Genomic DNA, 22,540 nt, shown 5'->3' with positions numbered 1-22,540 from the left:
GGCCGCGCATCGCGCGGCTGCTTCTGCTGTGCCGGAGCGGAGAGCAGCCGACCAACGGTCGGCTCTACCTCGGTGGGGCGGCGCGGCGATGTTTCCCGGTAGAGCCGGTGAGGGCGTTGTGTGGCCCCCACCGGTTCGGCTGCGCGTGGCCGCCTGCCGTTATTCCCCGGTGGTCTTCGCCTCATCCGGCTTCACCCGGAACCAGGCCGCGTACAGGGCCGGCAGGAACACCAGGGTCAGCACGGTGCCGACGATCAGGCCGCCCATGATCGAGATCGCCATCGAGCCGTAGAACGCACTGCGCGATAGCGGGATCATCGCCAGCACCGCGGCGAGCGCGGTCAGCACGATCGGGCGGAAACGGCGTACGGTGGCGTCGATGATCGCGTGCCAGCGGTCGTGGCCGGCGTCGATGTCCTGCTGGATCTGGTCGATCAGGATCACCGAGTTGCGCATGATCATGCCGGCCAGCGCGATCGTACCGAGCAGGGCCACGAAGCCGAACGGGGCGCGGAACAGCAGCAGGAACAACGTGGCGCCGATGATGCCCAGCGGCGCGGTGACCAGCACCATCGCCGCGCGCGAGAAGCTGCGCAGCTGCAGCATCAGCAGCGTGGCCACCACGATCAGGAACAGCGGCATGCCGGCCTTGATCGAGTCCTGCCCGCGTGCCGAATCCTCCACCGTACCGCCGGTTTCCAGCAGATAGCCGCTGGGCAGGTCGGCACGGATGCCGTCCAGGGTCGGCAGGATCTGCTGCACCACGTCCAGCGCCTGCATGCCGTCGCCGATGTCGGCGCGCACGGTCACCGTGGGCAGACGGTTGCGGTGCCAGATGATGCCGTCCTCGAAGGCGTACTCCAGGCGCGCCACCTGCGACAGCGTCACCGGGGTACCGCTGCTGGTCGGAATGGCCAGGCTGGCCAGCAGATCCAGCTGGGCGCGTTCGTTGTCCGGCCCGCGCAGCAGCATCTCGATCTGGCGGTTGCCTTCGCGATACGTGCTCACCCGCATCCCCGACAGCGAGCTGCTCAGGAACTGGCCCACCTGGGCACTGCTCACGCCCAGCGCGCGAGCGCGGTCCTGGTCGATCACCAGCCGCACCACCTTGCTCGGCTCGCTCCAGTCCAGGTTGACGTTGATCACGTGCGGATTCTCGCGGACCTTGGCCTCGACCTGCCGTGCGATCGCCTGCACCTGCGCAATATGCTCGCCGGAGACGCGCATCTGCACCGGGTAGCCGACCGGCGGGCCGTTCTCCAGGCGGGTCACGCGCATCTGCACGTCCGGGAACTGCTTGATCACGTCCTTGATCAACCAGTCGCGGGTTGCCTCACGGGCCTTGGCATCGGCAGTGAGCACCACGAACTGCGAGAAGTTGGTGGCCGGCAGCTGCTGATCCAGCGGCAGGTAGAAGCGCGGCGAACCGGTGCCGACGTAGGCCACGTAGTTGGTGATGCCGTCGCGGCCCTTCAGCAGCTTCTCCAGCTTGGTCGCCTGTGCCTGGGTGGCGGCCAGCGACGCGCCTTCGGCCAGTTCGATGTCCACCATCAGCTCGGGCCGGGTCGAGTCCGGGAAGAACTGCTGCGGCACGAAGCGGAACAGCATCAGCGAGAACACGAACAGCGCGATGGTCGCCGCGATCACCCACCAGCGATGGCGCAGGCAGCGATCCAGGAACCGGCGGAAGCGCGTGTAGAACGGGCGCTGGTACGGATCGTGGTCGTGCGCGTGCTCCTTCGGCGCGATCCAGCGCGCGAAGGCCGGGTGGCGGTCGGCCCACTGCACGCGCCGCGCGCGCCAGCGTCCGGCCAGGCTGGTCGGCTTGGGCGGCTGCGGGTTGAACAGGTCCGGCAGCATCTTGTCGCCGAGATAGGGAATGAACAGCACCGCGGCGATCCACGACACCACCAGCGCGATGGTCACCACCTGGAACAGCGAGCGGGTGTATTCACCGGTACTGGACGCGGCCGTGGCGATCGGCAGGAAGCCGGCGGCGGTGATCAGCGTACCGGTCAGCATCGGGAAGGCGGTCGATTCCCAGGCGAAACTGGCCGCGCGCAGGCGGTCGTAGCCCTGCTCCATCTTGGTGGCCATCATTTCCACCGCGATGATCGCATCGTCCACCAGCAGCCCCAGCGCCAGCACCAGTGCGCCGAGCGAGATCTTGTGCAGGCCGATGCCGAAGTAATGCATGACGAAGAACGTCATCGCCAGCACCAGCGGGATGGTCACACCAACCACCAGGCCGGTGCGCAGGCCCAGCGAGAAGAAGCTCACCAGCAGCACGATGACCACCGCTTCGGTGAGCACCTGCACGAACTCGCCAACCGATTCTTCCACCGCATGCGGCTGGTCGGAGACCTTGCGCAGCTGCATGCCGGCCGGCAGCGTCTTCTGCAGGCGCTCGAACTCGGCATCCAGCGTGCCGCCGAGCTTGAGGATGTCGCCGCCGTCCTTCATCGCCACTGCCAGACCGATCGCGTCCTGGCCCATGAAGCGCATTTTGGGCGAGGCCGGGTCGGCGAAACCGCGCTTGACCTCGGCGATATCGCCCAGGTGCAGGGTGCGGTCGCCGGCCTGGATCGGGAACTGGCGGATGTCCTCGATGCTGTTGAACTGCCCGGTCACGCGCAGCTGCACGCGGTCGGTGGGGGTTTCGAAGAAGCTGGTCCCGGTCACCGCGTTCTGGTCGGCAAGGGCCTGCTGCACCTGCTGCAGCGACACGCCCAGCGTGGCCAGCTTGGTGTTGGACAGCTCGATCCAGACCTTCTCGTCCTGCAGGCCAACCAGATCGACCTTGCCCACGTCCGGCACCCGCTGCAGTTCCAGCTGGATGCGATCGGCGTAATCGCGCATCACCGCGTAGTCGAAGCCTTCGCCCGTCAGCGCGTAGATGTTGCCGAAGGTGTCGCCGAACTCATCGTTGTAGAACGGCCCGACGATCTCCTGCGGCAGCGTGGCGCGGACATCGCCCACGCGCTTGCGCACCTGGTACCAGAGGTCCGGAATCTGCTTGGAGCGCAGGCTGTCGCGGGCCATGAAGATCACCTGCGATTCGCCCGGACGCGAGTACGAGCGGATGAACTCGTACTCGCCGGTGTTCATCAGCGCCTTCTCGATCGGCTCGGTGACCTGGCGCGAGACCTGCTCGGCGGTGGCGCCGGGCCACATCGTGCGCACCACCATCGCCTTGAAGGTGAAGGGCGGATCCTCGGACTGGCCCAGGTGCTTGTAAGACCAGGCGCCGATGACGGCGAAGGCGAGCATGGCAAACAGCACCAGCGGGCGGTTGCCCAATGCCCACTCGGAGAGATTGAAGCGGCGCACGGGGTCAGTGCCCCTTGGCCGGGGCGGTCGGCGCGGCGGCCTTGGCCGGCGCCAGCACCGGGCGGTTCTGGCGATCCACCGCCGTCACCGCCTGGCCCTCGCGCAGCAGATGGCCACCGGCGGCGACCACCCAGTCGTTCGCGCCCACCCCCGACAGCACCGGCACCGATTCGGCACCGTAGGCGCCGACGGTCACCGGCACCGCCTTCAGCGTGCCCTTGGCCGCATCCACCACCCACACACTGCCCTTGCCGTCGGCACCGCGCTGCACGGCCGCCAGCGGCAACTGCAGCGTGCCGCTGCGGCCGGCGCTGGCAAACACGCGCGCGCTCTGGCCCAGCTCCACTTCACTCAGCGCTTCGGGTGCCAGACTGACGCGGGTGGAATAGGTACGCGCCTGGGCATCGGCGGCCGGGGCGATTTCGCGGATCGTGGCGGGCAGCAGCTGACCGGGGCGGTTCCACAGCTCGACCTGGACCGCCTGGCCCACCTTGTAATCGCGGATGGTGCTTTCCGGCAGCGCGATCAGCACTTCGCGGCCACCGTCGGCGGCCAGCGTGAACACCGTCTGCCCGGCGCTGACCACCTGCCCGGCCTCCGCCTGGCGGCTGGCGATCACGCCATCGGCCGGTGCGCGCAGCTGCGCGTAGTCGGCCTGGTTGCGCGACACCGCCAGGTTGGCGCGGGCGGCGTTGGCCTGGCCCTGTGCGGCCTTGAAGGCGGCGGTCTGCGCATCCAGTGCGGAACGGCTGACCAGCTGCTGCTCGGCCAGTGCCGCATAGCGCTTCTGATCGTCGCGGGCACGCACCAGATCGGCCTCGGCAGCGGCGAGCTGCGCCTGCGAGGCGGCTGCCTGGGAGGCGTAGTCGGCCGCGTCCAGCTCGGCCAGCACCTCGCCCTTGCGCACGCGCTGGCCGGCATCGACATGGCGCTTGACCAGATTGCCGCCGACCCGGAAGGACAGCGGGCTTTCCTCACGCGCACGCACCTCGCCCGGATAGGCCGCCACACCCTGGCCGTTGACCGTGCCCGGATGCACCACCAGCACCGGGATCGGCGCCACCGGCTCGGCATCCTGTTTGCCACATGCCGCCAGCATCACCGCCAGCAGCCCACCGCCCATCCATCGCAAGTTGTTCATGAGGTCCTGGACCTTGAATACCGGGGAAGCCGCACGGAAGAGACACTCTATTCCATGACGGCCAATAGTGAACCAGCCGGTATAGTATAAATATCGAACCGATTGGTCTAGTATTGTTTGCATGATCGATCCGACGTCTTCTGCTGCCCCGTCCAAGCTCCCCGCCAAGGCCGCCGGACCCGGCCGCCCGAAAGATCTGGGCAAGCGCGCGGCCATCCTGGAGGCGGCCAAGGCATTGTTCGTCGACCAGGGCTACAGCGGCGTCAGCATGGACAGCATCGCCGGCCAGGCGGGCGTATCGAAGCTGACCGTTTACAGCCATTTCGGCGATAAAGAAACGCTTTTCGCCGAAGCTGTGAAGTCCACCTGCAACGAGATGCTGCCCGACGCGCTGTTCGTCACCGATGCCGACGGCGCGCTGCGCGAGCAGCTGGTGGGCATCGGGCAGGCCTTCTTCACCATGATCACCTCGCCGGCCGCCGTGGCCGTGCAGCGGGTGATGATGGCGCCGGACACCGACGACCGGATCCGCGAGATGTTCTGGCTGGCCGGCCCACAGCGCACCAGCGACGCGCTGGCAGAGTTCCTGCGCGCCCGCACCGAACGGGGCGAACTGGAGATCACCGACTTCCAGACGGCGGCGCTGCAGTTCTTTACCCTCATCAAAGGCGAGCTGCATACGCATATGATGTGCGGGCTGCGGCCGGCTCCGGCCGAGTGCGACGCCGACGCCCACGTGGACGCCAGCGTTGCCTTCTTCCTGAGGGCGTACGCCACCCGCCACGGGCGGTGACAACAACATGAATGGACCGGAGGTCGCGGTGACTTCCGGCACTGCGACCCCGGCGCGACGGCAGCGATGCTCTCAGCGCGCCGCCGGCTCCCGGCACCGGTAAAATGGCCGGCCCACTGCGCTGGATTAGAACCTCATGACGATCGATTACGCCCACGCCCGCGAACTGATGGTTGAACAACAGATCCGTCCCTGGGACGTACTGGACATTCGCGTGCTCGATGTACTGGCACGTTTGCCGCGGGAGGCGTTTGTCGCTGAATCGCACAAAGCCCTGGCCTATGCCGACATCGAACTGCCGCTGGGCTTCGGCCAGAAGATGATGAAGCCGGTGATCGAAGGCCGCACCCTGCAGGCCCTGGATCTGCAGCCGGGCGACGAAGTGCTGGAAATCGGCACCGGCAGCGGTTACCTGAGCGCCTGCATGGGCGAACTGGCCCGCGAAGTGCTGAGCCTGGAAATCGAACCGGCGCTGGCTGCCACCGCGCGTGCGCGCCTGGATGCTGCGGGCCTGGGCAACAACGTCCGCATCGAAACCGCCGACGCGCTGAGCTGGGATACCGAGCGCCGCTTCGACGCGATCTGTGTCACCGCCGCGGTGGACACCGTTCCGGCGCGCTTCACCCAGTGGCTGCGCCCCGGTGGCCGCCTGTTCGTGATCCGCGGCCATTCGCCGGTCATGGAAGCGGTGCTGGTCAAGGCCGATGGCAGCATTGATTCGCTGTTCGAAACCGATATCGACTACCTGCGCGGTGCCGCCCCGGCGCCCCAGTTCCAACTCTGAGTCCAAGGAAGCCGCAATGATCCGCCGATCCCTCGCTATTGCGCTGGCCGCCGCCCTGCTGCCGATGACCGCCTCTGCCGCCGACCTGCTGCAGGTCTACGAAATGGCGCGCAACGGCGATCCGCAGCTGTCCGCGGCTGAATCGACCCGTCTGTACGACAAGGAAGGCGCCGTGCAGGCGCGCGCGGCGCTGCTGCCGCAGATCAACGGCGAGGCCGCGCTCAACCGCACCCGCACCGATGACCAGGGCTTCAACACCGGCAGCACCACCAGCAAGCGCCGCACCTACACGGTCACGGGCAGCCAGACGCTGTTCAACTGGTCGCAGTTCGCCAACCTGCGTTCGCAGCGCGAGCTGAGCAAGGCGGCGGACTTCACCCTGGACTCGGCCAACGACGATCTGATCGTGCGCACCTCGGCGGCGTACTTCAACGTGCTCGTGGGCATCGAATCGCTGTCGGCCGCACAGACCAACGAAGCGGCCGCCAAGAAGCAGTTCGACTTCGCCGACAAGCGCCTGGAAGTGGGCCTGGCACCGATCACCGACGTGCACGAAGCGCGCGCCCAGTACGACCAGGCCCGCGCCAACACGATCATTGCGCAGAACACCCTGGCCGACGCCTACCAGGCGCTGACCGAACTGACCGGCCAGCCGGTCACCGACCTGCGCGCGCTGCCGGCCGACTTCCGTCCGGAACTGCCGGCCAAGTACGCCACCGTGGACCAGCTGGTCGGCGAAGCCGTCGCACAGAACCCGGCGCTGAAGGCGCAGGAACTGAAGGTCAGCGCCGCCGAATCCGGCGTGTCGGCTGCACGCGGCGGCCACTACCCGACCCTGTCGCTGGGCGGCAACTACGGCAAGAGCGCCACCTGGGGCGATGCCGGCGTCGGCAGTGGCAGTTCCTTCAACCCGGACCTGCGCACCAACAGCGTCGGCCTGACCCTGAGCGTGCCGATCTTCGCCGGCGGTGCCACCCAGTCCGGCGTGCGCCAGGCCCTGGCCCAGCGCGACATCGCCCAGGACGGTTACGAGCAGCAGAAGCGCGCCCTGGACCGCAACACCCGCAATGCCTACCAGACCCTGGTGGCCGGCATCAGCGAAGTGGAAGCCCGCCGCCTGGCCGTGGTCTCCGCCCAGAGCGCCTACGACGCCTCGCAGGTTGGCCTGGAAGTGGGTACGCGTACGGTGCTGGACGTGATCCAGAACCAGCGCATCCTGTTCTCGGCCCAGCTCGATTACGCCAACGCCCGCTACACCTTCCTGCAGAACCGCCTGCAGCTGGGCCAGGCGATCGGCACGCTGGACATCGCCGAACTGCAGGACGTCAACCGCCTGCTGACGCTGAAGGCGGCCACGCCGAGCACCACCGTCAACTGATCGACGGCGCAGGACGGAACAGAAAACCACCCGCTCGCGGGTGGTTTTTTTTGCGCGCATCGTGGGCAATGGCTTGACCCCTCTGCAGGGGCCGACTATGGTCTGCCCCGCACTGCCTTCCCTTTCCCGCCAGAGACCCCCTCCTTGGACAGTCATAGTCGATCTCGTTGCTGCTCCTGAGCCGACGGACCCACTGACCCCAAGGTCGGTTCCGTCCGCACAGGACGGGGCCCACCGGCGCAGCTGACACGCTCGCCCGCTCCGCATCATCCGTATCGCCGTTCCACCGACCCCAGGAAGGGTGCCGCTGGCGTTTCCGTTTGCCTGGAGATTGCCCATGCACTTTTTCCGTACGTTCGCCCTGCCCCTCGTGGCCGTGGCGATGCTTCCGTTCGACAGCCGCGCCGCCGCCAGCCTGATGGTCGACGATGCCTCCACCACCGATGCCGGCCGCTGCCAGCTGGAAAGCTGGGGGCGCCATACCGATGCGGGAGGTGAGTGGACTGCCGTACCCGCCTGCACCCTCGCCGGTACCGAGTGGTCGCTTGGCATCACGCATCAACAGGCCGCCTCGTCAACGCAGTGGGCGCTGGGGGCCAAGCGCGTGCTGCGCGACATCGATCAGCGTCGCTGGGGCCTGGCGCTCAGCGCAGGCGTGGGCAGCGACCGGCAGCATCTGCGCAGCGACGACTGGGGCATCAACGCTCCGGTCACCATCGCCCTCGGCGCCACTGACCGCGCCCTGCTTCACCTCAACGTGGGCTGGGCCCAGGCCGATGGCGCCCGCGGACGCACCGACGGGATCGGCATGGAGATCGCCACCGCACCCGGCTGGTCACTGCTCGCTGAAACCGCCCGTGATGCAGCACGCCAGCGCAGCAGCCAGTTCGGCATGCGCCGTGAACTCTGGCCAGGCGCCAGCGTGGATCTGCTCGCCGGTCGTGTGCATCACCAGCGCGACGGTCACTGGATCACGCTCGGCGTCAATTTCGCCGCGGCACCGTGATGCCCTGCGTGCGCGCTGACAGCGCTGTTTCCCCGGCGATCAGGCTACCGGCGGCGGCAACTGCGGCGCGATCAGGGCCACAGTGCGCTTCAACGCCCCGCGGCCGTTGCTGACCAGCGCACAGCCGGCGCGGGCCATGTCCTCGCGTGCATCCGGATCGCGCAGCAGCGTCAGCAGCGCGTCGCCCACGCCCTGCGCGTCCTCGGCGATCACCACCGCACCGGCTTCGCGCATGCGCCGGGAAATCTCGGCGAAGTTGTGCAGGTGCGGGCCGGTCACCGTGGCGGTACCCATCGCGGCGGGCTCGAGCAGGTTGTGCCCGCCGATCGCCTGCAGGCTGCCGCCGACGAACGCCACCTGGGCGCAGCCGTAGAAGGACATCAGCTCGCCCAGCGTATCGATCACGAACACGTCGGTATCGGCCTGCGGCCACTGCTGCTGGCGCCGCGTGGCGACCTTCCAGCCCTGCTCGCGGGCCAGCGCGTCCACCCGCGGAAAACGCTCGGGATGCCGCGGCGCCCACAACAGCAGCAGGCCCGGCACGGCCTCGCGCAGGCGGCGGTGCAGATCGATGGTGGCCTGCTCTTCGCCCTCGTGGGTACTGGCGGCAATCCACACCGGGCGCGTGGCGGGCACCAGGTCGTGGAAGCGCGCGATGAAATCCTGCACGTTCGGCGTGGCGATATCGAATTTCAGGTTGCCCAGCGCCTGCACCTGCTCGGGCGTGGCGCCAAGCTGGAGGAAGCGCTCGGCATCGTCGGCCGACTGCGCGGCCACGCAGGTCACGGTGCGCAGCGCGCGGCCGATCAACGGCCGCAGCAGGCGATAGCCGCGCAGCGAACGTGCCGACAGGCGTGCATTGAGGATGTACACCGGAATGCGGCGGTCGCGGCAGCCGAACAGCAGGTTCGGCCACAGTTCGGTTTCCAGGATCAGCGCCAGGCTGGGTTTGAAGTGGCCCAGAAAGCGCCCGACGCTGCCCGGCACGTCGTACGGCAGGTACACGTGGTCCACCGCATCGCCCCACAGCGCGCGCACGCGCTCGGAGCCGGTCGGGGTAATGGTGGTGATGACCCAGCGGATGTCCGGGCGTTGCGCGCGCAGCGCATTGACCAAGGGGGCGGCGGCGTTCACCTCGCCGACCGAGACCGCGTGCAGCCACACCCGCGGCTGGCCACTGGAATGCGGGTAGGACGCGTAGCGCTCGTCCCAGCGCTGGAAATACTCACGCACCCGGAAGCCGCGCCAGACCAGGTGGTACACGGTGATGGGCAGCAGCAGGTACAGCACGACCGAGTACAGGCCGCGCAGGATCCATTCGACAGGGCTTTTACGCATGCGCAGAGGATACGGGAGCCCCCCGCGAAAGACACGCGCAGCGGCCACGTGGACGCACCCGCAAGGGCGTATCCATTAGAATCGGGGCATGTCCGATAACGCGTCCACCGCTACCCGCCCCTCCCTGCGCAATCCCCGCCACTGGCCGATGTTCGCCGTGATGCTGGGCGCCTTCGCCATCGCACGGCTGCCGTGGTGGCTGCAGCGCGCACTGGGCCGCGGCGTCGGCACGGTGGCGTACCGGCTGGCCGGCAGCCGCCGGCGGGCCGCCGAGGTCAACCTGAAGCTGTGCTTCCCCGAAAAGGACGACGCCTGGCGCCAGCGCCTGCTGCGCGACAGCTTCGACGCGCTCGGCGTGGGCATCTTCGAATTTGCCCGTGCCTGGTGGGGCAGCATCGACAGCATCCGGCCGCAGGTACGGATCGAAGGCCTGGAACACCTGCAGCGCATGCAGGCCGAGGGCCGTGGCGTGCTGCTGGTCTCCGGCCACTTCATGACCCTGGAGATGTGTGGGCGGCTGCTGTGCGATCACGTCGACCTGTCCGGCATGTACCGCAAGCACCGCAACCCGGTGTACGAATGGGCGGTAAAGTTCGGCCGCCTGCGCTACGCCAAGGCGATGTACGCCAACGAAGACATCCGCGCCACCGTGCGTCACCTGAAGAAGGGCGGCTTCCTGTGGTACGCGCCCGACCAGGACATGCGCGGCAAGGACACCGTGTTCGTACCGTTCTTCGGCCACACCGCGTCCACCATCACCGCGACCCACCAGTTGGCGCGGATGACCGGCTGCGCCGTCATTCCGTATTTCCATCGCCGTGAAGGCGGGAAGTACTTCCTGAAAATCGGCGCACCGCTGGAGAACTTCCCCAGCGACGACGTGGAAGCCGACACCGCGCGCGTGAACCAGGCCATCGAGGCGATGGTGCGCGAGGCACCGGACCAGTACCTGTGGATCCACCGCCGCTTCAAGCGCCAGCCAGGCGGCCGCAGCGACTATTACCGGTAGAGCCGACCGTACCGTTGGTCGGCTGCTCCTGCCGGGGTCCGCAACAACAACGGCAGCCGACCAACGGTCGGCTCTACCGTGCTCCGGCGTCCGTCTCATCCCGCGCCAGCAGGCTGCCGGCGTACAGCGCCGCGAGCAGCAGGGTCAGGCCACCCCAGAAGGTGGAATAGAACGCCAGGTGGGTGTTGAGCGGAAACACGGTGACCGCCAGCGCCAGCATGGCCGGGCGCGCGCGTTCGCGTGCGGCCTGCGGTGCGAAGCGCCAGGCACGCCACGCCTGGGCGACCGCGGCCAGCCACAGCAGCAGGCCCAGCACACCGGTTTCGGCGAGGATCTCCAGCACGATCTGGTGCGCATGCAGCGCCGGGCCATCGCCCCACACTTCCGGTCGGTCCGGGGTCGGGTTGCAGTCCGGGTAGGCATCGCGGAACCCGCGTGCGCCCACGCCATTGAACGGATGTTGCTGGATCATGCAGCCGGCGGCGCTCCAGATCTGTTCGCGGCCGGACAGGGCCTGGTTCACGCCATCGCCCTCGCCTTCCCAGGCCATTGCGGTGCGTGCGACCCGCTCGCGTACCTGGGTCGATCCCAGGCCAAGCGCCACCGCACCCACCAACCCGACCGCCAGGCATGCCACCAGCGCACGCGCGCCGAGCAGCCGCCAACCGGAGAACACCAGCACCAGGCCATAGGTCACCCACGCCGCGCGCGAACCGGCGAGCACCAGCACCGCACCGACGGCGGCGGCCGCCACCGCCCAGCCCCACACCCCCGCACGCCGGGCGGCGGCGAACAGCAGGAACGGCGACAGGCTGGCCAATACCTGGCCAAATTTCAGGTTGCACGGGCCCAGCACGCCACTGAGCCGGTCTACCGCCGCCATCTCCTGCGGCGAACACAGGCCGTGGCCACTGACCGCCCACTTGAGCTGGTCCAGCGACCAGAACAGCGGACTGGTGCCGAACGCTGCCTGCGCCAGCGCATCGAGCGTCCACACCGCCGTGATCGTGGCGATGCCGCCCAGCGTCAGCGCACGGCGCTGCGGCGACGCCACCGCGATCGCGACCAGCCACATGAAGGGCAGATAGCGCAGGCCGGCTGCGGTCTTGCGCCAGGCCGTGCCCGGATCGATCGCATCGAATGCCGAAAAAGCCTGCGGCAGCCAGTACCCCAGGAACAGGATGCTGGTCAGCGCCCACGCCGGGCTGCTGAGCAGGCGCTGCTTGCCGGCCAGCCGCAGCTGGACCATGCGCACGGCGGCATACAGCGCGCCGAGCACCAGCACGCCTTCGGCGACGCCGGGCAGTGGCCACATCGCCACGAAGGCGATCACCCACCACGGCGCCCAACGGCCCGCGCGGGACGCCGGCGAACCGGGGATCAGGGCCGGCTCAACCGGCGAGGGAGGCATAGAGCTGGAGCGTGTCACGCTGCATCGCCTGCAAGGTAAACGGAATGCGCGACGGCAGCGTGGGCGGCTGCGCCAACAGGTGGCGGGCCTGCGCCAGCAATGCGTCGCTGTCGTGCAAGGGTACCGCGCCGGACGGCTGCAGGTGCTGCAGCAGCTCGCCAACGCCGCCGTGGTTCCAGCCCAGTACAGGTCGCCCCACCGACACCGCCTCGACCACGGTGCGGCCGAACGCTTCGGGTTTGTCGGAGAGCTGCAGCACCAGGTCGCTGGCCGCATAGGCCTGCGCGATCTTCGCGGTGGGCGCGGTGATCAGCACCGCATCGGCCACGCCGAGGCTGCGTGCCTGCTGTTCCAGCTCGGCCACGTACATCTCACGCCCCGGCTCGCGGGTGCCGGGCATCCACAGCCGGGCCGGCACGCCGGCGGCATGCAGGCCGGCCAGCAGTTGCAGCGCATGGCGGTGGCCCTTCAGACGGGTACCGCGCCCGGGCAGCAACAGCAGCGGCGCCTCGCCGGCCAGCAGCGGATGCGCCTGCGCCACGGCCAGCCGCGCGCGGCGGTCCTGGCGCGGCACGCGCGGGAACTGCGCCGGGTCCACGCCACGCGGGATCACCTGCAGGCGCTGCGGGTCCACGTCCGGGTAATGCTGGCGAACGAAGTCACGCACGCACTGCGAGACGCAGATCACCCGCTCGCCGCTGGTCATCACCGCGCTGTAGCGGCCGGGCGAGTTGAGCCCATGCACCGTGGTGACCCAGTGCGGGCGGCGTGCGGCGGGCAGGTTGCGCACCGCGTACAGGCCCAGCCAGGCCGGCAGGCGCGAGCGCGCGTGCACGATGTCCGCGCCGACCTCGTTGAACAGGTTGCGCAGGGTCAGCACGTGGCGCAGCGTCAGCAGCGATTTGCGGCCGATGTCCAGGGTGAGGTGTTCGGCGCCGCTGGCCAGCAGCGGCTCGACCAGGCGCCCGCCGGCAGACACGACGATGGCCCGGTGGCCGGCGGCAACCAGGGCGGAGGCGATCTCAAGGGTGGAACGTTCGACCCCGCCGGAGTGCAGCGCCGGCAGCAGCTGCACCACGGTCATTCGGCGCACGGACGCTGGCGCCGGTCAGTCGGCGAGCACGAACACCGCGCCGCAATACGGGCACGCGGCCTCGCCATTGGGCTCGTCTTCGATCGGCAGGTACACGCGCGGGTGCGAATTCCACAGGGCCATTTCCGGCGTCGGGCAGCTCAGCGGCAGGTCGCTGCGGTGCACGGTGTAACGCTTCTCGGCGTTGGCGGGCGCGGTGGCGGTATGGCTCATGGCGTGGACACACAAAGGAATTGCGAGGCCCGCGATTCTAGCACCTGGAACGCGGCGGGGCCGCTGGCCGCGGTGGCGGATGGCAAGGCGCCGGTGACGGCCGTGACGATCCGACCGACCTTTTTAAATCGATCCAAACCCGCTGTCAACGCTGCACCGATCCGAGTGGAATTCCCGATTTAGATCGAACTAATTTCACTTGTCAGGGCGGGTCCGCCTGTTGCAGCATCGGACCGGTTCCGATCCACCACCCGATCGCATGGCCCGTCCCCCGCCGGACATGCATCGCTTCCTCGACCGCCCCCGTGGCGGCCGGTGCGATGCTGTCTGCCGTGGTCGCCGATGCGGGCCCTGCCTGCCGCCTGCCCTTTCGGGAGACCCTTGCATGACCCTGTCCGACCCCCGCCACGCCCTCCTCCCCCTGGCCCTCGCCGTGGCCTGCGCCGCCGTGGCGTTCCCCGCCGCCGGCCAGGGCCTGCAGACCTCGTTCGAAGCCGGGCAGCCGTCGCCGTCGGCCAGCGCGGGCGCGGGCGCACTGCGCGTGGCGGTGGGCAATGGGCCGCGCGCGCCGTATGCCGCCAAGCCCGGCGTGGGCTACAGCGGCCTGCGGGCGCTGCACTACACCGGCACGGGCGGTGCGGCACGCGCGCGGCTGTTCGCCACCGACCTCACCATCGACGCCGACACCACGCTGTCGTGGCTGGTGCTGCCGGAAATCGTCGACAAGGACACGGTTGCGTCCACCTATGTCTCGCTGGACCTGGTGCTGGACGATGGCCAACGCGTCTCGGCCAGCGCCGCGCGTGACCAGCACGGCGTAGCGCTGGGTGCCCGCGCGCAGGGCGAATCGAAGACCCTGTATCCACAGCAGTGGGCGCGCAAGGCGGTCCGGCTCGGCGATGTCCCCGCACTGCGCGGGCGCCGCGTGGTGGCGCTGGAACTGGAGGTGGCCGCTGCAGACGGTGCGCCGGTGTCCGGCTGGATCGATGACATCGTGCTGGATGCGCAGCCGCGCACGGCGCCGCAGCGACCGTCGGACTGGGTGCTGACCACGCGCGGTACGCAGGCCAACGGCACCTTCTCGCGCGGCAACAATTTCCCGGCCACGGCGGTACCGCACGGCTTCAACTTCTGGACCCCGGTGACCGATGCCGGTGCACTGAACTGGCTGTACCGCTGGAACGAGCAGAACGACGCGGCCAACCGCCCGCAGCTGCAGGCGCTGGCCCTGAGCCATCAGCCGAGCCCGTGGATGGGTGACCGCCAGACCTTCCAGGTGATGCCGTCCACTGCACGCGGCGTGCCCGTCGCCGACCGCGCCAAGCGGGCGCTGTCTTTCTCGCACGACAACGAGCGTGCGCGGCCGTACCGTTACGACGTGCGCTTCGACAATGGTCTGTCCGCTGCGATCGCGCCGACCGACCATGCCGCGCTGTTCCGCTTCGAGTTTCCGACCCAGGGCGACGCCAACCTGCTCTTCGACAATGTCGATGCGCGTGGCGGTCTGACGCTGGACGCCGCCAGCCAGACCCTGTCCGGCTACACCGACACGCGCAGCGGGCTGTCCAATGGCGCCACCCGCATGTACGTGGTGGCCCGTTTCGACCGCCCCTGGCGCAGCAGCGGCCGCATAGAGACCGGCCGCCCCACCGGCTTCATCAAGTTCGATGCCGGCCACGATCGTCGCGTCAACATGCGCATCGCCACCTCGCTGATCTCGCTCGAACAGGCGCACCACAATCTCGCGCTGGAACTGGCCGCCGATGACGATCTGGAGCGGGTGGCCGCACGCGCGCAGGAGGCGTGGGACGCGCGCCTGGCCCCGTTCGACATCGGCGATGCCACCGACGATCAGAAAACCACGCTGTATTCCAGCCTCTATCGTCTCTATCTGTACCCCAACTCCGGGCATGAGAACGCCGGCACCGCCGCCGCGCCCGACTGGCGCTACGCCAGCCAGGCCAGCGCGGCCGACGACAACACCGATGGCAGCGCGGTGCGCAGCTTCGCCCCGGTGCGCGACGGCAAGGTGTACGTCAACAACGGTTTCTGGGACACCTTCCGCACCACCTGGCCGGCGTACGCGCTGTTCACCCCCGACGATGCCGGTGCGCTGGTGCAGGGCTTCCTGGAGCAGTACCGCGCCGGTGGCTGGGTCGCCCGCTGGTCCTCGCCCGGCTATGCCGACCTGATGGTGGGCACCAGTTCGGACGTCGCCTTCGCCGATGCCTGGCTGAAGGGGATCGGTGGCTTCGACCCCGAAGAGGCCTACGCGGCTGCGCTGAAGAACGCCACCGTGGTGCCGCCGGACCGCCATGTCGGCCGCAAGGGCATGGACCGTTCCACCTTCCGCGGCTACGCCAGCGCCGACGTGCACGAGGGCATGTCGTGGACGATGGAAGGCGCGCTCAACGACTTCGGCATCGCCAACATGGCCGAGGCGCTGGCCAAGCGCGCCGGCACCACCGCCGCACGCGAACGCTACGCCACCGAGGCCGACTACTTCCGTCACCGCGCCGGCACCTACGCCACTCTGTTCGATCCGGCCGCCGGTTTCTTCCAGGGCCGCACGGCCGACGGCGCGTGGCGGCTGGATGCCAAGCAATACGACCCGCGCGTGTGGGGCCACGACTACACCGAATCCAACGGCTGGACCTTCGCCTTCACCGCCGCGCACGACGGCGAAGGCCTGGCCGCGCTGTACGGCGGGCGCGACGGGCTCGCCGCCAAACTGGATGCGTTCTTCGCCACCCCGGAAACCGCCGACCCGGCCTTTGCCGGCTCCTATGGCGGCACCATCCACGAAATGACCGAGGCGCGCGATGTGCGCATGGGCATGTACGCGCACAGCAACCAGCCGGCGCACCACATCCCGTGGATGTACCTGTACGCCGGGCAGCCGTGGAAGACCCAGCAGCACGTGCGCGAGATCCTGTCGCGGTTGTACGTGGGCAGCGAGATCGGCCAGGGCTACCCGGGCGACGAGGACAACGGCGAAACGTCGGCGTGGTACGTGCTGGCCTCGCTGGGCCTGTACCCGCTGCGCATGGGTGCGCCGGAGTACGTGATCGGCTCGCCGCTGTTCCGCCACGCGAAGGTGACGCTGCAGGGCGGCGCGGTGCTGACCGTCAACGCGCCGGAGAATTCGCGCGACAACGTCTACGTGCAGTCGCTGAAGATCAACGGCCGGCCGTGGACGAAGACCTGGGTGCCGCACGAGGTGATCGCCAAGGGTGCCACGCTGGACTTCGTGATGGGCCCGGCACCGTCGACGTGGGGAACCGGCCCGGACGACGCGCCGCGCTCGCTGACCGCACGTGGCCAGCGCCCTGCCCTGCTGCACAACCTGCTGGGCACCGGCGCGCGCGCGCAGGCCGCCGATGGCACGGCATTGCCGGCGCTGGTCGATGACGACGCGGCCACCACGGTACCGGTCGGCGCGGGCACGATCGCGTTCACCGGCGTGGCCGACGGTGCCGCCTCGATGTACACGTTGACCAGCGGTACCGCCCCGATCCGCGGTGGCGCGTGGACGCTGGAAGCACGTCGCAGCGGCGGCCGCTGGACCACGCTGGACCAGCGACGCGGCGAAGACTTCGCCTGGGCGCAGCAGACCCGGCCGTTTGCGATCGCGCGGCCCGGCCGCTATGCCGAGTACCGGCTGCGCATCGCCGCGCCGGGGCGGATGCAGCTGGCCGAGGTGGAACTTCTGGCACCGATGGGGGAGCACTGAGCATGGGCATGACCGGTTTTCTGAAGCAGGCAGCGGCCGGCACGACCGTGCTGCTGGCGGCGTTGGTGGCGTTCGATGCCGCCGCATTCGACGCGACCCAGCAGCGTGACGGCGTGACCCTGGCCTACAGCGACCCGTCCGATGCGCTGGCCGCCCCGGTGCGGTCACGCATCATTGAGACGTTCTTCGCGGCCTATGTGCGCGAACGGGCCGACTTCCATCCCGGCGCACCGGCACAGGTGCGCATCGTGATCGATCCCGGTTACGACGGTATCGCCTACGTGGGCGAGAAGGAGAAGGCGGCCACCATCACCATCAACCCGGCCTGGCTGGCCAAGCACCCCGACGACATCGATCTGGTCACCCATGAGGCGATGCACATCGTGCAGGGCTACCCGGAGTACGCCAACGAACGCGTACCGGGCTGGCTGGTGGAGGGCATCGCCGACTACGCGCGCGACCGCTATGGCCGGGAAAATGCGGCCGCGGGCTGGGCGCTGCCGACGACGGTGAAGGACGGGCAGAACTTCGATACCGGCTACCGCGTGACCGGCGCGTTCCTGAAGTGGAGCGAGGCGCGTCACCCGGGGCTGGTGAAGACCCTGGACGGCGCGTTGCGCGACGGCCGGTATACCCCGGCGTTGTGGGAGCAGCACACCGGCCTGGCGCTGCCCGCGCTGTGGGCGCAGTACGCGCGGATCGACGGATGAAACGCAGCTAGTAGCGCCCACCGTTGGGCGATGGGGCGCATCCGCGCGCCAGGGTATCGGTGGCGGTGTGGAGGGCAGCCGACCAACGGTCGGCTCTACCGGTGCGGGGTGGAGGAGTGCGGGCACCCCGCCGGTAGAGCTGACCGTTGGTCAGCTGCTCTCCGTTCCGCCACCCGTCATGCCGGCGAGACCGCATCACCTTCGCCGCGCGTGCGCGCGGCAGCCGACCAACGGTCGGCTCTACCGGGTCAGCGCGCGCCGACCAGGCCGGCGTACAGCGCGAACAGCTGTTTGAGGTAGCGGTGGGTCATTCGATGGCGCATGGCACGGCTCCGGACACTCAGGGGGATCTGGTCGGGCCCAGGGCGGCGGGAGCCAGTAGCCCACCGCCGCGGCCGGGCCGCGTGGGGGTATTGGGCCCTTGGGAGGTTGCAGGGCGGTGACCGGGGTGCGTACGCCTTGTGGCATATGGTCGCGAAGGTCAGATGCAAAACGGGACCGCCGCTGTGCGCCGGTCCCGTTCTTCAATGCCTACCGACCAACGGTCGGTAGCTACCCGATCCGCGTTTCGCTGCGCGAAACCAGAACGCGCCCCGAGGGGCGCGTTCTGGCAACCGGTCGTGAGAAGAACGTCTTACGCGTTCTTCTCCGCCTCCAGCTGCTTGCGGATCTGCGCATCCACGGCCGCGATGGCGGTCATGTTGAGCACGCGGCGCGAGGTCGCGCTGGTGGTCAGGATGTGCACGGGCTTGGCCACGCCCATCAGGATCGGGCCGATCGCCACGCCGTCGGTGAACACGCGCACCAGGTTGTAGGCGATGTTGGCCGCTTCCAGGTTGGGCAGCACGAACAGGTTGGCGCGGCCCTTCAGCGTGCTGTCCGGCAGCAGCTTGTGGCGCAGCGCTTCGTCCCACGCGGTGTCGCCCTGCATTTCGCCGTCCACGTTCAGGCGCGGGTTGCGCTTGAGCAGCAGCGAACGCACGGTACGCATCTTCAGCGCGTCCCTGGAATCGTGGCTGCCGAAGTTGGAGTGCGACAGCAGCGCCACCTTCGGCTCGATCCCGAACAGCTTCATGCGGTAGGCCGCCTGCAGGGTCGCTTCGCAGATCTGCTCGGCGGTCGGATCTTCCTGCACGTGGGTATCCACGAAGAAGAACACGCCCTGCTGGTTGATCACACCGGTCATCGCCGAGGTCGAGGTCACCTTCGACTCCAGCGGCAGCACGCTGCGCACATAGCCCAGCTTCTTGTGGAAGCGGCCGACCACGCCGGTCAGCATCGCGTCGGCTTCGCCGCGTGCCACCATCACCGCCGCGATCAACGTCGGGCGCGACCGCATCAGGTTCTTGGCAGCGGCCACGGTCACACCGCGACGGCCGGTGAGGTTGTGGTAGTACTGCCAGTAATCGTTGAAGCGCGGGTCGTCGTTGATGTTGGTGATGTCGAAGTCGACACCGGCCTTCATGCGCAGGCCCAGGCGCTCGATACGCGATTCGATCACGTCCGGGCGGCCGATCAGGATCGGCTGCGCCAGGCCTTCGTCGACCACGTTCTGCACCGCACGCAGCACCACTTCTTCTTCGCCTTCGGCATACACCACGCGCTGCTTGTCCGAACGCGCGCGGTCGTACACCGGCTTCATCATCAGGCTGGTGCGGTAGACGAACTGGGCCAGCTTCTCGCGGTAAGCGCCCATGTCGGCCACCGGACGGGTGGCCACACCCGAATCCATCGCGGCCTGGGCCACGGCGGCCGACAGCTCCACCAGAAGGCGGCGGTCGAACGGACGCGGAATCAGGTAATCGCGGCCGAAGCTCGGGGTCTCATCGCCATAGGCCGAGCCCAGGTCGCTGGCCTCGCGGCGTGCCATCGCGGCGATCGCGTGCACGCAGGCGATCTTCATTTCCTCGTTGATCGCGGTGGCGCCGACATCCAGCGCCCCGCGGAACAGGTACGGGAAGCAGAGCACGTTGTTGATCTGGTTCGGGTAGTCCGAACGTCCGGTGCCGATGATCGCGTCCGGACGCACCGAACGGGCCACTTCCGGCATGATTTCCGGGGTCGGGTTGGCCAGTGCGAAGATCACCGGGTCCTTGGCCATCGTCTTGACCATGTCCGCGGTCAGGATGCCCGGGGCCGACAGGCCCAGGAAGATGTCCGCGCCGTCGACGATCTCGGCCAGCGTGCGCTTGTCGGTGTCACGCGCGTAGCGCGCCTTCTCCGGGTCCAGATCGCTGCGGCCGGTGTGGATCACGCCGTCGCGGTCGAAGGCGAGGATGTTCTCCTTCTTCAGGCCCAGCGACACCAGCATGTTGACGCAGGAAATACCCGCCGCGCCCATGCCGGTGGTGGCCAGCTTCACCTCTTCGATCTTCTTGCCGGTGACGACCATTGCGTTGAGCACTGCGGCGCCGACGATGATCGCCGTGCCGTGCTGGTCGTCATGGAACACCGGGATGTTCATCCGCTCGCGCAGCTTGCGCTCGACGATGAAGCACTCCGGCGCCTTGATGTCTTCCAGGTTGATGCCGCCGAAGGTCGGCTCCAGGGAGGCGATGATGTCGACCAGCTTGTCCGGGTCGTTCTCATCGATCTCGATGTCGAACACATCGATGCCGGCGAACTTCTGGAACAGCACGCCCTTGCCTTCCATCACCGGCTTGCCGGCCAGCGGGCCGATGTTGCCCAGGCCGAGCACGGCGGTGCCGTTGGAGATCACGGCGACCAGGTTGCCGCGGGCGGTGAGCTCGCTGGCCTGCTGCGGGTCGGCCATGATCGCCTCGCAGGCGTGTGCCACGCCCGGCGAGTACGCCAACGACAGATCACGCTGGGTCAGCATCGGCTTGGTCGCTGCGACGCGGATCTTGCCCGGCGGCGACATGCGGTGGTAATCGAGGGCAGCCTGTTTGAAATCTTCGTTGGACATCGCTTTCTGCAGATGAATGGGCGAGAGGAACAGGGGATCATACCCCCGTTGGCGTGGGCGGACCTGTCGCTACGCTGTCGCGGTCATGCTGCAACCGCACATAATCCAGCGCCGCGCAGGGGCCGTTCGCCGGCGTATGCAGGCAGCCTGCCGCGCGCAGATGACAGCGCGCATCAGGCGTTCGGAACAAAACATGGCCGTGCCGCCCCGGCAGGAACGGCACGACCATGCACCACACACTCAGACCGGCAGGGTCAGTGGGCCGGGGCCGGCAGCGTGGCCGGCAGGTCGTCCACCACCAGCGGCGGCAGCTCCGACTCGCGGCCATCGAGCACCATCGCCAGGCGGTCGCGGTCCAGCGCGTTCTCCCAGCGCGAGACCACCACGGTGGCCACCGCGTTGCCGATGAAGTTGGTCAGCGAGCGGCATTCGCTCATGAAGCGGTCCACGCCGAGGATCAGCGCCATGCCGGCCACCGGCACTTCCGGCACCACCGCCAGGGTGGCGGCCAGGGTGATGAAGCCGGCGCCGGTGACGCCTGCAGCCCCCTTGGAGCTGAGCATCGCCACCAGCAGCAGGGCGATCTGGTGGCCCAGGGTCAGTTCGGTATTAGTGGCCTGGGCGATGAACAGCGCGGCCAGGGTCATGTAGATGTTGGTGCCGTCCAGGTTGAACGAGTAGCCGGTCGGGACCACCAGGCCCACCACGGACTTGCTGCAGCCGGCCTTCTCCATCTTCTCCATCAGCGAGGGCAGTGCCGATTCCGACGAGGACGTGCCCAGCACCAGCAGCAGCTCGGCCTTCAGGTAGCGGGCCAGCTTGAACACCGAGAACCCGCACAGGCGGCAGACCACGCCCAGGATAACGGCCACGAACAGGAAGGCGGTCAGGTAGAACGACCCCACCAGCCAGGCCAGGTTGACCAGCGAACCCACCCCGTACTTGCCGATGGTGAAGGCGATCGCGCCAAAGGCGCCGATCGGGGCGGCCTTCATCAGGATATGGACCAGGCGGAACACCGGGGCGGTCAGCGCCTCAAGGAAGGTCAGCACGGGGCGGCCCTTCTCGCCGGTCAGGGCCAGCGCGATGCCGAACAGCACCGCCACGAACAGCACCTGCAGGATGTTGCCCTCGACGAAGGCGCTGACCAGGGTGGACGGGATGATGTCCATCGCGAACCCGACCAGGGTCAGTTCGTGCGACTTCTCCACGTAGGTGTGGACCGCGGTCTGGTCCAGGTCGGCCGGGTTGATGTTCATGCCGGCGCCGGGCTGCACCACGTGCGCCACCACCATGCCCACCACCAGCGCCAGGGTGGAGAAGAACAGGAAGTAGGCCATCGACTTGGCGAACACCCGGCCCACGGTGCGCAGGTGGGTCATGCCGGCGATGCCGGTGACGATGGTCAGGAAGATCACCGGGGCGATGATCATCTTGACCAGCTTGATGAAGGCATCGCCGAGCGGCTTGAGCGATTCGGCGAAGGCCGGCTCGTAATGGCCGAGGATGGCGCCCAGCACGATCGCCACCACCACCTGGAAATACAGCTGGCGGTAGAACGGCAACGGCTTGGCCGCGAGCGGAGTGGAAGTGGGAACGTGCATGGGAAGCTCCGGCTGTGTCACGAAGGAGGCCGGCCGCAGACGGCGGCATCGGGCGTGGCCTTTTTACGCCG

General features: G+C 68.5%; 15 protein-coding genes. 7 read left to right on the top strand and 8 right to left on the bottom strand.

Going from position 1 to position 22,540, the window contains the following annotated elements:
* Window positions 1–159: 159 nt before the first annotated feature.
* Complete coding sequence (locus ACO6VK_RS10375) at window positions 160–3,330, bottom strand: efflux RND transporter permease subunit (protein ID WP_422506826.1); 3,171 nt, start codon at window positions 3,328–3,330, stop codon at window positions 160–162.
* A gap of 4 nt (window positions 3,331–3,334) precedes the next feature.
* Window positions 3,335–4,471, bottom strand: a complete 1,137-nt coding sequence (locus tag ACO6VK_RS10370) for an efflux RND transporter periplasmic adaptor subunit (RefSeq protein WP_422506824.1) — start codon at window positions 4,469–4,471, stop codon at window positions 3,335–3,337.
* Between the two features lie 121 nt (window positions 4,472–4,592).
* On the opposite strand from ACO6VK_RS10370, the gene ACO6VK_RS10365 reads away from it, so the two are divergent.
* From ACO6VK_RS10365 to ACO6VK_RS10350, 4 genes are all read left to right on the top strand, one after another.
* Window positions 4,593–5,264, top strand: coding sequence for a TetR/AcrR family transcriptional regulator (locus ACO6VK_RS10365; protein ID WP_422506822.1), 672 nt, complete (start codon window positions 4,593–4,595; stop codon window positions 5,262–5,264).
* A gap of 136 nt (window positions 5,265–5,400) precedes the next feature.
* A complete protein-coding gene (locus ACO6VK_RS10360) occupies window positions 5,401–6,048 on the top strand; it encodes a protein-L-isoaspartate O-methyltransferase family protein (protein ID WP_422506820.1) in 648 nt (215 codons plus the stop codon).
* A gap of 16 nt (window positions 6,049–6,064) precedes the next feature.
* Window positions 6,065–7,426 (top strand): TolC family outer membrane protein, encoded by a 1,362-nt coding sequence (locus tag ACO6VK_RS10355; protein WP_422506818.1) that lies wholly within the window; start codon window positions 6,065–6,067, stop codon window positions 7,424–7,426.
* 337 nt (window positions 7,427–7,763) lie between these two features.
* Window positions 7,764–8,432, top strand: coding sequence for a hypothetical protein (locus ACO6VK_RS10350; protein WP_422506816.1), 669 nt, complete (start codon window positions 7,764–7,766; stop codon window positions 8,430–8,432).
* Window positions 8,433–8,471: 39 nt separating this feature from the next.
* Here the strand turns inward: ACO6VK_RS10350 and waaA are convergent, their stop codons facing one another.
* Window positions 8,472–9,770: a lipid IV(A) 3-deoxy-D-manno-octulosonic acid transferase gene (gene waaA, locus ACO6VK_RS10345; RefSeq protein WP_422506814.1), complete on the bottom strand. Its 1,299-nt coding sequence runs from the start codon at window positions 9,768–9,770 to the stop codon at window positions 8,472–8,474.
* A gap of 88 nt (window positions 9,771–9,858) precedes the next feature.
* Between waaA and ACO6VK_RS10340 the strand changes: the two genes are divergently transcribed.
* A complete protein-coding gene (locus ACO6VK_RS10340) occupies window positions 9,859–10,779 on the top strand; it encodes an LpxL/LpxP family Kdo(2)-lipid IV(A) lauroyl/palmitoleoyl acyltransferase (protein ID WP_422506812.1) in 921 nt (306 codons plus the stop codon).
* 73 nt (window positions 10,780–10,852) lie between these two features.
* Here ACO6VK_RS10340 and ACO6VK_RS10335 read toward each other — a convergent pair whose 3' ends face one another.
* From ACO6VK_RS10335 to ACO6VK_RS10325, 3 genes are read right to left on the bottom strand one after another with little or no spacing between them, the layout of a single operon-like run.
* A complete protein-coding gene (locus ACO6VK_RS10335) occupies window positions 10,853–12,190 on the bottom strand; it encodes an O-antigen ligase family protein (protein ID WP_422506830.1) in 1,338 nt (445 codons plus the stop codon).
* Complete coding sequence (locus tag ACO6VK_RS10330; protein WP_422506810.1) at window positions 12,171–13,283, bottom strand: glycosyltransferase; 1,113 nt, start codon at window positions 13,281–13,283, stop codon at window positions 12,171–12,173. Before ACO6VK_RS10330 ends, ACO6VK_RS10335 begins: the two co-directional genes overlap by 20 nt.
* 15 nt (window positions 13,284–13,298) lie before the next feature.
* The gene (locus ACO6VK_RS10325; RefSeq protein ID WP_422506808.1) at window positions 13,299–13,496 is read right to left on the bottom strand and encodes a zinc-finger domain-containing protein; all 198 of its coding nucleotides are present in this window, start codon (window positions 13,494–13,496) and stop codon (window positions 13,299–13,301) included.
* 385 nt (window positions 13,497–13,881) lie between these two features.
* On the opposite strand from ACO6VK_RS10325, the gene ACO6VK_RS10320 reads away from it, so the two are divergent.
* Together ACO6VK_RS10320 and ACO6VK_RS10315 are read left to right on the top strand one after the other, a co-directional pair.
* Window positions 13,882–17,229, top strand: coding sequence for a GH92 family glycosyl hydrolase (locus tag ACO6VK_RS10320; protein WP_422506806.1), 3,348 nt, complete (start codon window positions 13,882–13,884; stop codon window positions 17,227–17,229).
* Between the two features lie 2 nt (window positions 17,230–17,231).
* A complete protein-coding gene (locus ACO6VK_RS10315) occupies window positions 17,232–17,939 on the top strand; it encodes a basic secretory protein-like protein (RefSeq protein WP_422506804.1) in 708 nt (235 codons plus the stop codon).
* 634 nt (window positions 17,940–18,573) lie between these two features.
* Here the strand turns inward: ACO6VK_RS10315 and ACO6VK_RS10310 are convergent.
* Window positions 18,574–20,865 carry an NADP-dependent malic enzyme gene (locus tag ACO6VK_RS10310; RefSeq protein ID WP_422506802.1) on the bottom strand — a complete coding sequence of 764 codons (2,292 nt, stop codon included), beginning with the start codon at window positions 20,863–20,865 and terminating at the stop codon, window positions 18,574–18,576.
* Between the two features lie 254 nt (window positions 20,866–21,119).
* Complete coding sequence (locus tag ACO6VK_RS10305; protein WP_422506800.1) at window positions 21,120–22,469, bottom strand: dicarboxylate/amino acid:cation symporter; 1,350 nt, start codon at window positions 22,467–22,469, stop codon at window positions 21,120–21,122.
* Window positions 22,470–22,540: the final 71 nt, after the last annotated feature.

Source organism: Stenotrophomonas sp. GZD-301, assembly GCF_049310345.1.
Taxonomy (GTDB): Bacteria; Pseudomonadota; Gammaproteobacteria; order Xanthomonadales; family Xanthomonadaceae; genus Stenotrophomonas.
The sequence above is the reverse complement of the archived record's forward strand: the minus strand, read 5'-3'. Positions and strand labels throughout refer to the sequence as shown.